The organism is Mycobacterium sp. NPDC006124, assembly GCF_040614235.1.
Taxonomy (GTDB): Bacteria; Actinomycetota; Actinomycetes; order Mycobacteriales; family Mycobacteriaceae; genus Mycobacterium.
Genome location: NZ_JBEXUA010000005.1, coordinates 261,758 through 274,647, shown reverse-complemented (window position 1 = coordinate 274,647; position 12,890 = coordinate 261,758). Strand labels below are relative to the sequence as shown.

Here is a 12,890-nt window from a genome sequence, read left to right as displayed (position 1 = left end):
CGGACGATGCGGCGAGGGACGAGCCCCCTGAGGAGTCAGACCATGTGCTCCGTCTGACGACGATGCGGCGAGGGACGAGCCCCCTGAGGAGTCAGACCATGTGCTCCGTCTGACGACGATGCGGCGAGGGACGAGCCCCCTGAGGAGTCAGACCTTGTGCTCCGTCTGACGACCGCGAACTGACGTAGAGGGCCCTGCTTCCCCGCGAAGCAGGGCCCTTTGCGTCTGCTCGGGCGATGATGGGGGCATGGACCACGTGACCTTCGTGCCGACCGTCGACCAACTCGCCTACACCTTCGGGGGCGCCGCGCCCGTGATGCGGATCAAACCGGGGACCGCGCTGACGCTGTGGACCGAGGACGCCTACGGTGGCCGCATCACCAGTGCCGCCGACGTCGCGACGACGGCGCTGGACACCGAGGACCTCAACCCGCAGACCGGACCGTTCTGGATCGAGGGCGCCGCACCGGGGGACACCCTGGCGGTGCACCTGGTCGACTTGACGCCCGCACGCACCTGGGGCGCGTCGACCCTGATCCCGTTCTTCGGCGGGCTCACCAGCATCCCGGCCAGCCCCACGCTGCAGGACCCACTACCTGAACGGACGTACCTCTACGACTACGACGCCGGCACCGAGACGCTCGGATTCTCCGCACTGGGCAGCGACTTTCGGCTTCGCCTGCCCGCCAACCCCATGCTCGGCACGGTCGGCGTCGCACCCGCCCGGCGCGAGGTGCGGACCTCGTTGGTGCCGGACTACTTCGGCGGGAACATGGACAGTCCCGAAATGGCGGCGGGCGCAACGTGTTACCTGCGGGTCAACGTCGACGGCGCATTGTTCTCCCTCGGCGACGGCCACTACCGGCAGGGTGAGGGCGAATCGTGCGGCACCGCGGTGGAGGGCGCGATGCACGTGACGGCCATCGTCGACCTCATCAAGGGTGGCGGACCGGCCTGGCCGAGGATCGAGAACGACACCCACCTGATGTGCATCGGCTCCGGTCGCCCGCTGGAGGAGGCGTGGCGGGCGGGGCAGGTCGAGATGGTCGGCTGGCTCGGAGAGTTGTACGGCCTCGACCGCCTCGACGCCTACCAGTTGCTCAGCCAGATCTCGGAGGTACCGATCGCGAACGTGGTCGACACCAATTACAGTGCCGTGACCAAGGTCGACAAGCGACTGCTGCCCGAGGCACCGGCCTTCGGTGGGATTCACGACGAAATGCGCAGGGCTGCAAGGTCGCTGGGCTCTATCTCATACTGAGGGGACGACCATGGAACTCGGACTGGCTGGCAAGCGCTTCCTCGTCACGGGCGGCACCAGGGGCATCGGCCGGGCGGTGGTCGACGGACTGCTGGCCGAGGGCGCCGCGGTGGCATACTGCGCCCGGACGGTCGAGGAGGGGATGGGCGCCGAGGCGGCGATCGGCACCGCGGTCGACGTGGGCGACGCGGCCGCGCTGGCGGCGTGGGTGGACGCCAGCGCCGACGCGCTAGGGGGCGTCGACGGGGTGGTGGCCAACGTCAGCGCGCTGGCCATCCCCGACACCCAGGACAACTGGCGCACGACCGTCGACGTCGACCTGATGGGCACCATCGGCTTGGTGGAGGCGGCGATGCCCCGGCTGCTGGAGTCCGGCGCCGGCTCGATCGTGACGATCTCGAGTGTCTCCGGTCGTGAAGTCGACTTCGCCGCAGGCCCGTACGGGACGATGAAGGCCGCCATAATCCACTACACGCAGGGACTGGCCTTCAACCTCGCCGGCAAGGGCGTGCGGGCCAACACCGTCAGCCCCGGCAACACCTACTTCCCGGGCGGTGTGTGGGCCTCGATCGAGGAGAACGACCCGGACTTGTTCGCCACCGCCCTCGGACTCAACCCGACGGGCCGGATGGCCACGCCGCAGGAGGTCGCCAATGCCGTGGTGTTCCTGAGCAGTTCGGCGGCGAGCTTCATCACCGGCACCAACCTGCTCGTCGACGGCGCCCTGACCCGCGGCGTGCAGTTCTGATCGGCTAACCGCTGAACTCGTAGTCGGCGAGCGGGAAGCGGCGGCTGCGCCAGACCGCCTCTGCGGTGGTGGTGGGGCGAAGAGGCACGTCGCCGTTCTGGTCGAAGTAGTAGCTGTTGGCCAGGGCGCAGCTGTCCTGCCAGAAGATCTGACGGTGCCGCTTGCGCATCATCTCCGCGAAGTAGCGGTCGTTGGCCTCGGCCGACACCTCGACCCGGGTGGCGGCCCGTCGCGAGGCCTGCACGAGGCAGCGCACGATGTGGTGGGTCTGGGTCTCGATGAGGGCGAAGTAGGACGAACCGACGTAACCGTAGGGCCCCATCACGGTGAAGAAGTTCGGGAAGCCGGGGATGCTGACTCCCTCGTAGGCCTGCAGTCGTCGCTCGGTCCAGAACTGGGCCAGCGACGTGCCGCTAGACCCGGTCACCGGGAACGTCGGAAGGCTGTCGACGTCCATCACCTTGAAGCCGGTGGCCAGGATCAGGACGTCCACCTCGCGAAGGGCGCCGTCGACGGTCGCGACACCCGACGGGGTGATCTTCTCGATCGGCTCGGTGACCAGCTCGACGTCGTCGCGGTTGTAGGTCGACAGATACGTGTTGTGAAATCCGGGTCGCTTGCACCCGACGGCGTACTGCGGCGTCAGCTTCTCGCGCACCTCCGGATCGTGCACCTCGCGCCGCAGAAAGGCCCGGCCCATCTTCTCGGCGCGATTGGCCAGCGGGAACACCCCGTAGTACTGCGCCGAGATCGTGAAGGTCAGCTCGACGTAGGCCTGGCTCAGCAGACGCTGAAGCACCTTGCCGCCCGGTATCCGCATCAATCGGCGGGCCGCCGCGGGCAGTGGTACGTCCAACTTCGGCATGCACCAGATCGGCGTGCGCTGGAACACGGTGAGGTGCTCGACGACGGGGGCGATCTCGGGAATCACCTGCACCGCCGAGGCCCCGGTGCCGATGACCGCCACGCGCTTGCCGGTCAAGTCCTGCGAGTGATCCCACCGGGCGGTGTGCATGGTGATGCCCGCGAAGCCGTCGACTCCGTCGATGTCGGGCAGCTTCGGCACGGACAGCACTCCGCTGGCGTTGACCAGGAAGCGAGCGGTCAGCACGTCGCCATCGTCCAATTCGATGCGCCAGCAACGCGATTCGTCGTCGAATACCGCGGCCGTGACCATCGTGTCGAACCGGATCCTGGAGCGCAGCCCGTACCGGTCGACGCACCGCTGGGCATAACGCTTCAGTTCGGCACCCTTGGCGTAGGTGCGTGACCAGTCGGCACTCTGCTCGAAGGAGAACTGATAGGAGAACGACGGAATGTCCACGGCGATGCCGGGATAGGTGTTCCAGTGCCAAGTGCCGCCGGGCTCCTCGCCCGCTTCGACGATCTGGTAGTCACCGAGACCGGCCTTGTCCAGCTGGATGGCCGTCCCGATGCCGGCGAAACCGGCACCGACGATGACGGTGTGGAAGTCGGGTCCGGTCACGCGTTGCCTCCGTCGGCGTCGAGTGGCCTGAAGATTACGCCGTCGAACCCGGATGCAGGGCCGCTCTGAGAGCCGCGAGGCCGCGGTGGGTGGCCTCGGTGGCCGCCGGCGACACCATCGCCAGGTTGACGTAGCCGTGCACCATCGTGGGCTCGTTGCTCAGCTTAACGGGAACGCCCGCCGCGCAGAGCAATTCGGCATACTTGCCGCCGTCGTCCCGCAGTGGGTCGTGCTCGGCGGTGCCGATGAACGCGGGTGCCACTCCGGCGAGGGTGGCCGCGTTTGCCGGTGCGAGGTCGGTCGGCAGGGTCGCGGGATCGGACATGTCGACCCCCGGCAGGTACCACGTCAAAAAGGCCTTCATCACCTCGGCGTTGAGGATCGGCGCGTCGGCGTTCTCGACGAACGACGGTGCCGAGAGGTCACCGACCGCCACCGGGTACCAGAGCAGTTGGAACGCCAGCGACGGTCCGCCGGCGTCCCTGGCCCGCAGCGCCATCACCGCCGACAGATTGCCCCCGGCGGAATCGCCCGCGACGGCGATCCGCGCCGGATCCCCGCCGAGTTCCACGGCGTGCTCGGCGACCCAGCGCAGCGCCGCCCACGCGTCGTCCACCCCGGCGGGAAACGGATGCTCCGGCGCCAGCCGGTAGTCGACCGACACGACGATCGCCTCGGCGCCGATGGCGTGCGCCCGCGCGACGTGATCGTGGGTGTCGAGGTCGCCGATCGCCCAGCCGCCGCCGTGGTAGTACACCACCACGGGCAGGTCGGCGTGGGCCTCGACGGGTGGCCAGTAGATGCGGACGGGAATGTCGGCGAGGTCGCCGTATCCGACCGTACGCTCCTCGATTCGCATGTCCGGCAACGACTCCGGCGGTGGCTTCACCGCGCGGAACCGCTCGCGGGCCACCTCGACGCCGTCGTCGACCGTGAAGTCCAGCGGCACCGCGTCGAGCAGCATCTTCAGGATGGGGTCGATCGGGGGCCGTTCGGACGTCGTCTCCGTCATGTGCCTCAGGCTAGCGCGCGACGCAGCGCGGACAACCCGCGCTCGACGGCATCGGTCGCGGCTGGGACGACCCCGTGATAGCCCAGATAGCCGTGCACCAGGGTCTCTGCGTCGTGCACCTCGACCGGCACGCCGGCGCCGGCGAGCATTCCGGCGTACTGGACGCCGTCGTCACGCAGCGGGTCGTACCCGGCCACCGCGACGTAGGCGGGCGCCAGGCCGGCGAAGTTCGTCGCCCGGCCGGGCACCAGCGTCGCGGGCGGGTTGCGGAGGTCCTGTCCCGTGGCGTACCAGCGGGAGAACTGGGCGACCGCGTCCACCGCGAGGATGGGTGCGTCTGCGTTCTCGGTGAACGACGGCAGCGAGGTGTCCCACGTCGTCGCCGGGTACCACAGCAGCTGGAAGGCGATCGCCGGCCCACCGGAGTCGCGGGCCAACTGCGCCACCACCGCCGCCAGGTTGCCCCCGGCCGAGTCGCCCGCGACCGCCAGCCGCGCCGGGTCCGCGCCCAGTTCGGCGGCGTGCTCGGCGACCCACTGCGTCGCCGCCCAGACGTCGTCGACCGCGGCCGGATATGGATGCTCCGGCGCCAGGCGGTAATGCACCGACACGACCAGCGCTGCGGAGCCCACCGCATGCCGGCGGGCGTCGTTGTCGTAGGTGTCGAGGTCGCCGACCACCCAGCCGCCGCCGTGGAAGAACATCACCACCGGCACAGGTCCGTCGGCCGCCGCCGGGGGCCAGTAGAGCCGGATGGGGATCGGGCCGCCGGGGCCGTCGAGCGTGCGGTCCTCGGCGCGCAACTCCTGGTGCACCGGGTGGCGGGGCAGGTCGCGGAACCTTTGGCGGGCCGCGTCGGGTCCGCCCTCGGTCGTCAACTGGAAGGGGACCGCTTCCAGTACCTTCTGCAGGATGGCATCCAGAGGGGGCTTGTCTGCGGATTCCTCGGTGACGGGCATCGGCTCACCGTACGCATCGCCGACGACGCGGACGCTGTGGGGCGCGGCGGCGATCGTCGCCGCCGGCTACGGGGTCTTACTCGTCGTGATCGCACTTCGGTCACCGGCCGGAGCCGAGCTCACCGGACGGTTCGGTGCACAACCCGGGGTCAAGGCACTGGCCGCGGTGCTGCTCGCCGCGGCCGCGACGAGACACCCGATCGGGCGGGAACGACGCTGGTTGGTGCCGGCGCTGCTGTTCTCGGCGGCGGGGGACTTCCTCCTCGCGATGCCCTGGTGGCAACCGTCGTTCGTGCTCGGACTCGGCGCCTTCCTGATCGCGCACCTGTGCTTTCTGGCTGCCCTGGTGCCCCTGCGAACCGCGACGCCGGTCGGGGTCGCGGCCGCGGCCCTCGTCTGCGTCGCCTGCGTGCTGCTGCTGGTCTGGTTCTGGCCCCACCTGACCGCCGACGGCATGACCATTCCCGTCGTGGCCTACATGGTGGTCCTGGCCGCGATGGTCTGCGCCGCACTGCTGGCCGACCTGCCGACGCCGTGGACGGCGCTGGGCGCGGTGTGCTTCGCGGTGTCCGACGCAATGATCGGCATCGGCCGCTTCGTCCTGGGATCCGAAGCGCTGGCGGTACCCATCTGGTGGGCTTATGCGACCTCACTGCTGCTGATCACCGCCGGTCTGTTCTTCGGACGCGGGCAGCCGCCGGCCCGATGAGCGCAGCCGAACCGAAGGACCTCAGGCGCGCCGCCGAGCACGAACCCGTCGCCCGGGTGCTCCCGATGCTGTCCGTGCCGCACCTCGACCGCGACTTCGACTACCTCGTCAGCGCCGAGCAGTCCGACGACGCGCAACCCGGCGTACGGGTCAAGGTGCGCTTTCACGGCAGGCTGGTCGACGGGTTCGTCCTCGAACGGCGGTCCGACACCGACCACGACGGCAAGCTCGGCTGGCTGGATCGCGTCGTGTCCAGCGAGCGGGTCCTGACCCCCGAGGTGCGACGGCTCGTCGACGCGGTGGCTGCGCGGTACGCCGGCACCCGGCCCGACGTGCTCCGCCTCGCCGTCCCGCCCAGGCATGCGACGGTGGAGAAGCAACCGGTGCCCGACCCACCCCGGGCGGCCACACCGACGGTCGACCCGGTGGCGTGGGCCGAATATCACCGGGGCGCACAGTTCCTCGAGGCACTCGCCGAGGGGCGGGCGGCCCGTGCGGTCTGGCAGGCGCTGCCCGGTGAACGGTGGACCGACCGGCTCGCGGAGGCCGCCGCCGTGGTGGTGCAATCCGGCCGGTCGGTGCTCGCCGTGGTGCCCGACCAGCGTGACGTCGACGCGCTGCACGCCGCGGCGGTGCACCACGTCGGAGAGGGCGTGGCCGTCGCCCTCTCGGCAGGCCTCGGGCCGTCGGCGCGCTACCGCCGCTGGCTGTCGGTGCTGCGGGGCGACGCCCGGTTCGTCATCGGCACCCGCAGCGCGGTGTTCGCGCCCGTCGCCGACCTCGGCCTGGTCATGGTGTGGGACGACGGCGACGACACGCTGGCCGAGCCGCGGTCGCCGTACCCGCACGCACGCGAGGTGGCGATGCTGCGGGCGCACCAGTTGCGGTGTGCCGCAGTGATCGGCGGCTACGCCCGCACCGCGGAGGCCCAGGCCCTCGTCGCCAGCAGATGGGCCCATGATCTGGTGGCCACCCGGCCGACGGTGCGGACGCGCACCCCGCGGGTGATCGCACTCGACGACAGCGCGTTCACCCAGGAACGCGATCCCGCCGCCCACACCGCGCGGCTGCCGACGATGGCACTCGACGCGGCCCGTACCGCGCTGCGGTCCGGGTATCCGGTGCTGGTGCAGGTGCCCCGCCGCGGTTACGTTCCGGCGCTGGCCTGCGGCAAGTGCCGCACGATCGCCCGGTGCCGGCACTGCACCGGACCCATGTCGCTGCCCGACCGTGCGGCGGGAGCCGTGTGCCGATGGTGCGGCCGGGCCGAGCCGACGCTGCGCTGCGTGCGCTGTGGCTCGGACGCCGTCCGCGCCGTCGTCGTCGGGGCCCGGCGCACCGCGGAGGAACTGGGCCGTGCGCTGCCCGGCACCCCGGTGATCACCTCCGGTGGCGACGCGATGGTCGCCGAGGTGCCCGCCGCGCCGGCGCTGGTGGTGGCCACCCCCGGCGCCGAGCCCACCGTGCCCGGCGGATACGGCGCGGCGCTGCTGCTCGACGGCTGGGCCCTGCTCGGGCGCCAAGACCTCCGGGCCTCGGAGGACGCGTTGCGACGGTGGATGGCGGCCGCCGCGCTGGTCCGGCGCCGCGGCGACGGCGGGGTAGTCGCCGTGGTCGCGGAGTCGGCGATCCCGACGGTGCAGGCGCTGATCCGCTGGGATCCGGTCGGCCATGCCGACGCCGAACTCGCCGCCCGGACCGAGGTCGGCCTGCCCCCGGCAGTCCACATGGCCGCCGTCGACGGTCCGCCGCCGGCCGTCGCGGCGCTGCTCGAGGCCGCCCGGCTTCCGGACGGCTCCGACGTGCTCGGACCCGTGGACCTGCCCGCCGGTGCGCGGGCGTTGCCGGGCACCGATCGCGACGCCGAGGTGGGCCGGATGCTGGTCCGGGTACCGCGCACCACCGGGCTGGAGTTGGCCTCGGCGCTGCGCCGCGCCACCGGAGTGTTCAGCGCCCGTCACGATCAGCCGCCGGTTCGTGTGCAGATCGACCCGTTGCACATAGGGTGAGTCCGACCCGACGGGCAGCGACTGGCGAGGAGAGATGCGGTGAGGCGGATCTTCGGCTGGTCGGTGCTGGCGATCCTGGTCGCCGCCGGGCTGCTGTGGCCCGTACTGTTCGGTGGCGTATCGGGCTCCGCCCCGGCTGACGATCCCGTCGTGATCAGCGACTACCAGGCCGACTTCACCGTCGCGGCCGACGGACGACTCAACGCGGTCGAGACGATTCGGGGCGAGTTCCCCTCGGGCCGCCACGGCATCTTCCGGTACTGGGACGTCGCCAACCCGAACAGTCCGCGGGTGCGCCAGGAACCCGACGTCACCTCCATCCTGATGGACGGCGAACCCGTCCCCTTCACGCTGCTCTCGGAGTCCGGGGACCGGTTCCGGGTCGCCAAGATCGGCGACCCCGACAGCACGTTGAACCCCGGCACCCACGTCTACGAGATCCGGTACTCCGTCCCCGGGGTACTCGACCCGGGCAGCACCGGCGAGAACCGCGGCTTCGCCTCGGTCGTCGGCAACCCGGACTCGACGTCGGCCTTCTTCTGGAACGTCATCGCACCGTCGTGGAACAACGAGATCGAACGGGTGCGGGTGCGCGCCCGGATGCCCGCCGACGTCACCGGCGCCGAATGCTCCGTCGGGTTCGGCACGGGGCGCGCGTGCGACGGTCTCGCGGTGTCGGGCAACACGATCGAATTCACCGCGGCCAATCTGCCGCCACGCACACCGGTCACCCTGCGCGCGGGCGTCGACCTACCGACCCCGGAACGCCTCAGCCTGCCGTGGTCCTACGAGTGGGACCGCGTCCTCGGACGCTCGATCGGCGCGGTCGCGTGGGTCCTGGGCCTCTGCGTCGCCGGCGCGCTGATCGCCTACCTCTGGTACCGCACGACCGTGGAACCCGATCCCGGATTCCCGGTGCAGTACGCCCCGCCCGCCGGGTTGGGACCGGTGCAGATCGAGTACATCCGCACCGAGGCGGTGCCCAAGAATGCACTGGCGGCCACCCTGCTGTACGCCGCCGAACGCCACCTCGTGGAGCTCGAACAGGTCGACGAGAAGAGGTGGATCGTCCGGGGTGTCGCCGACGACGGCTGGGCCAAGATGGACCCCGTGACCCGTGCGGTGGCACTGGCACTGAAGGTGAAGGGACGGGGCCGGGAGTTCGAGGCCACGTCGACCGCCAGCGCAGGCAAGAAGCTGTCCACGGCGAAGTCCGACCTGGCCACGGCCGTTCGAAAGTGGGCGCTGGACGAGGGGCTCGTGGTCAAGCGCCGCAAGGAACTCTGGATACGGTCGGCCAACGGCCTGGCCGTCATCCTGGCGGTCTGCGGCTTCTTCCGCTGGGGCTTCCCCGCCACCATGTGGGGGTTGCCGTTCGTGGCGTTCTTCGTCTTCTCCCGGGGTTCTTGGGCTGATGGCGTCGGCATGAGGCGGACCGCCAAGGGGCGCCAATTATGGTCCGAGGCAGGCGGATTCCACCGGCTGCTGTCAACCGATTCGGCCGAGACTCGGTTCGACTTCGCCGCGCGCAAGGACCTGTACACCGCCTACGTCCCGTTCGCCGTCGCGGCCGGAGCCGCCGCGCTGTGGGCCAAGAAGTACAGCGACACGATGGGAGTCACCGCTCCGCAACCCGAGTGGTATCAGACCTACCACCCGTCGAGCGGCTATGGCACGAGCCATTCCGACGGAGCGGACTTCGACGGCTTCGACTCGGCGCTGTCGTCGTCGATCAGTGCGTACACGGCCTCGCAATCGTCATCGTCGTCCTCATCCGGCGGCAGCAGCTTCAGCGGTGGGGGCGGCGGCGGTGGCGGCGGAGGAGGTGGCTCGTGGTGACCTCGACCCTCGTCTTGGCGGTCGTGCTCCTGGTGGTGATCCTGGTGGCATTCGTACTGGGCTACAACAAGATTCGCTCGGCGGACGTGCGGGTGTCCGAGGCGCTTGCGGGCATCGACGTCGAGTTGACCCGACGGGCGTCGCTGATCCCCAGCCTCGTCCAGACCGTGCAGACCTTCGCCGCCCACGAGAAGGCGGTGCTCGACCACGTGACCGACGCGCGGGCCGCCATCGCCACCGCGACGGGTAGTGGATCGGTCGCCAAGCGCAGCGCCGCCGAGCGCGAGCTGGACGGCGCCCTCGGACCCGTGCTCGCGCTGGGACAGAGCTACCCGCAGCTCAGCTCGTCGGGTAACTTCCTGAACCTTCAGGACAATCTCGCCGACACCGAGAAGACGCTTGCGTTCGCCCGCCAGTACTACAACGACGCGGTCGCGACGCTCAACAAGACCCTCACCACGATTCCGTGGATGTTCGTCGCCCCGCTGGCCGGGGTGTCCGAACGCGAGTACTACCAGATCAACGGTTGAGACGTGCGAATCATCTTCGCGGGCACTCCAGAGCCCGCCCTTCCCTCCCTGCGTCGACTCGTCGGCTCCCCGCACCACGACGTGGCCGCCGTGCTGACGCGCCCCGATGCCGCCTCGGGTCGACGGGGCCGCCCCGCGCCGTCACCGGTGGCCCAATTCGCCTTGGAAGCGGGCATTCCGGTGCTGCGCCCGTCGCAGCCCAACGGGGCCGACTTCGTCGCCGAACTTCGCGACCTCGCCCCCGACTGCTGTGCGGTGGTGGCCTACGGCGCGTTGCTGCGCGACGGACTGCTCGCCGTCCCGCCGCATGGCTGGGTCAACCTGCACTTCTCCCTGTTGCCGGCGTGGCGGGGCGCCGCGCCCGTGCAGGCCGCCATCGCCGCCGGCGACGAGGTGACGGGTGCCACCACGTTCCGCATCGAACCGAGTCTGGACTCCGGGCCCGTGTTCGGCGTGGTGACCGAGACCGTCCACCCGACCGACACCGCCGGGGATCTTCTGGACCGGCTGTCCGTCTCCGGGGCCATGCTCTTGGAGCGGACGATGGACGGCATCGCCGACGGCACCCTCGCCGCCGTGCCACAGCCCACCGACGGCATCACCGTCGCGCCGAAGATCACGGTGGAGGAGGCGCGCGTGCGGTGGGATCTTCCCGCGCAGGTGGTCGACCGTAGGATTCGCGCGGTGACCCCCAACCCCGGCGCGTGGACGATGATCGGCGACGTGCGCATCAAGGTGGGTCCCGTGCTGCCCGAGTCCCCGGAGCAGGAACCGTTGGCGCCCGGCATGATTCGGGTCGACCGTCGTGGCGTCCGCGTGGGCACCTCGTCGGTTCCGGTGCTGCTCGGCGAGATCCAGCCGCCCGGCAAGAAGCCCATGAAGGCCGCGGACTGGGCCAGGGGCGCCCGACTCGACGAGAACGCGCGCGCCTCGTGACCCGGCCGCAGGGGCGGCGCCGTCCGCCGCGCAAGCCGCTGGACCCGGCCCGCCGGGCCGCCTTCGACGTGCTGCGGGCCGTCTCCGAACGAGACGCGTACGCCAACCTCGTCCTGCCCACGCTGCTTCGGGAGCGGCAGATCGCTGGGCGTGACGCCGCGTTCGCCACGGAACTGGCCTACGGCGCCTGCCGTGCGCTCGGGTTGCTCGACGCGATCATCGTGCACGCGACCAACCGCCCGCTGGATCGCATCGATCCCGTCCTGCTGGACCTGTTGCGGCTCGGCTCCTACCAATTGCTGCGCACGCGCGTCGACGCGCACGCCGCCGTGGACACCACCGTCGAGCAGGCTGCTCTCGAATTCGACAGTGCGCGTGCCGGTTTCGTCAACGGCACGCTGCGGACGATCGCATCCCGCGACGAGTCCTCCTGGGTCGCCGAACTGGCCCCGCCGGCGGTGACGGATCCGGTGGGCAACATTGCGTTCACCCACGCCCACCCCCGATGGATCGCGCAATCCTTCGCCGACGCGCTGGGTGCCGACGCCGCCGAACTGGGGGCCCTGCTCGCCAGCGACGACGACCGCCCGGTGGTGCACCTGGCCGCCCGGCCCGGGGTACTGACCGCCGAGGACCTTGCCCGGGCCGTCGACGGCGAGGTGGGCCGCTACTCGCCGTATGCGGTGTACCTGTCGGGGGGCGACCCCGGTCGACTCGACGCCCTGCGGGACGGGCAGGCCCAGGTGCAGGACGAGGGCAGTCAGCTCGTCGCACGCGCGTTGACGCTGGCTCCGGTCGAGGGCACCGACGAGCGCTGGCTCGACCTGTGCGCCGGCCCCGGCGGAAAGGCCGCCATCCTGGCCGCCGTCGCGGCGGAGCGCGGAGCCCACGTGACGGCCGTGGAACCCACGCCGCACCGCGCGGACCTCGTCGAGCAGACGCTGCGAGGGTCGGACGTCGACGTGCTGCGGGTCGACGGTCGGGAGACGGGTCTACCCGCCGCGTCCTTCGACCGGGTTCTCGTCGATGCGCCCTGCACGGGACTCGGCGCACTGCGGCGTCGCCCGGAGGCACGGTGGCGCCGACAACCCGGCGACGTGCCCGGTCTGGCCAAACTTCAGAAGCAACTGCTGGCCGCGGCGATCGCCCTGACCCGCGACGGTGGCATCGTGCTGTACGCGACCTGCTCACCGCATCTGGCGGAGACCGTCGGCGTGGTGGCCGACGCGCTACGCCGCCAGCCCGTCACCGCCGTCGACGCCCGCCCGCTATTCGACGCCGGGCCGACGCCCGTGCCCGACCTCGGCGCGGGACCCTACGTCCAGCTGTGGCCGCACCGGCACGGAACCGACGCCATGTTCGCGGCCGCGCTGCGGGTCCAACGCTGACCCCGGAGAGTTG

Annotated in this window: 11 protein-coding genes; 8 read left to right on the top strand and 3 right to left on the bottom strand. The window is 71.0% G+C overall.

Going from position 1 to position 12,890, the window contains the following annotated elements; all coding sequences use genetic code 11:
* The first annotated feature begins 247 nt into the window (after positions 1–247).
* Complete coding sequence (locus tag ABZ195_RS13295; protein ID WP_355218312.1) at positions 248–1,261, top strand: acetamidase/formamidase family protein; 1,014 nt, start codon at positions 248–250, stop codon at positions 1,259–1,261.
* A 10-nt stretch (positions 1,262–1,271) separates the two neighbouring features.
* Positions 1,272–2,009: an SDR family oxidoreductase gene (locus ABZ195_RS13290; protein WP_355218310.1), complete on the top strand. Its 738-nt coding sequence runs from the start codon at positions 1,272–1,274 to the stop codon at positions 2,007–2,009.
* Positions 2,010–2,013: 4 nt separating this feature from the next.
* On the opposite strand, the gene ABZ195_RS13285 is transcribed toward ABZ195_RS13290, so the two are convergent.
* The 3 genes from ABZ195_RS13285 to ABZ195_RS13275 are packed head-to-tail and all read right to left on the bottom strand — an operon-like array spanning position 2,014 to position 5,466.
* The gene (locus ABZ195_RS13285) at positions 2,014–3,495 is read right to left on the bottom strand and encodes an NAD(P)/FAD-dependent oxidoreductase (RefSeq protein ID WP_355218308.1); all 1,482 of its coding nucleotides are present in this window, start codon (positions 3,493–3,495) and stop codon (positions 2,014–2,016) included.
* Positions 3,496–3,529: 34 nt separating this feature from the next.
* Positions 3,530–4,507 carry an alpha/beta hydrolase gene (locus tag ABZ195_RS13280; RefSeq protein ID WP_355218306.1) on the bottom strand — a complete coding sequence of 326 codons (978 nt, stop codon included), beginning with the start codon at positions 4,505–4,507 and terminating at the stop codon, positions 3,530–3,532.
* Between the two features lie 5 nt (positions 4,508–4,512).
* Positions 4,513–5,466, bottom strand: coding sequence for an alpha/beta hydrolase (locus tag ABZ195_RS13275; protein ID WP_355218304.1), 954 nt, complete (start codon positions 5,464–5,466; stop codon positions 4,513–4,515).
* On the opposite strand from ABZ195_RS13275, the gene ABZ195_RS13270 reads away from it, so the two are divergent.
* The 6 genes from ABZ195_RS13270 to ABZ195_RS13245 are packed head-to-tail and all read left to right on the top strand — an operon-like array spanning position 5,420 to position 12,877.
* Entirely contained in the window at positions 5,420–6,175 is a 756-nt protein-coding gene (locus tag ABZ195_RS13270) for a lysoplasmalogenase (RefSeq protein ID WP_355218302.1), read from the top strand. The genes ABZ195_RS13275 and ABZ195_RS13270 overlap by 47 nt on opposite strands.
* Entirely contained in the window at positions 6,172–8,184 is a 2,013-nt protein-coding gene (locus ABZ195_RS13265; protein ID WP_355218300.1) for a primosomal protein N', read from the top strand. The genes ABZ195_RS13270 and ABZ195_RS13265 overlap by 4 nt, the downstream gene beginning before the upstream one ends.
* 39 nt (positions 8,185–8,223) lie before the next feature.
* Positions 8,224–10,023: a DUF2207 domain-containing protein gene (locus ABZ195_RS13260; protein ID WP_355218298.1), complete on the top strand. Its 1,800-nt coding sequence runs from the start codon at positions 8,224–8,226 to the stop codon at positions 10,021–10,023.
* Positions 10,017–10,553, top strand: a complete 537-nt coding sequence (locus tag ABZ195_RS13255; RefSeq protein WP_355218296.1) for a LemA family protein — start codon at positions 10,017–10,019, stop codon at positions 10,551–10,553. Before ABZ195_RS13260 ends, ABZ195_RS13255 begins: the two co-directional genes overlap by 7 nt.
* A 3-nt stretch (positions 10,554–10,556) precedes the next feature.
* Entirely contained in the window at positions 10,557–11,489 is a 933-nt protein-coding gene (gene fmt / locus ABZ195_RS13250; RefSeq protein WP_355218294.1) for a methionyl-tRNA formyltransferase, read from the top strand.
* A complete protein-coding gene (locus ABZ195_RS13245; RefSeq protein WP_355218292.1) occupies positions 11,486–12,877 on the top strand; it encodes a transcription antitermination factor NusB in 1,392 nt (463 codons plus the stop codon). The genes fmt and ABZ195_RS13245 overlap by 4 nt, the downstream gene beginning before the upstream one ends.
* Positions 12,878–12,890 lie beyond the last annotated feature (13 nt).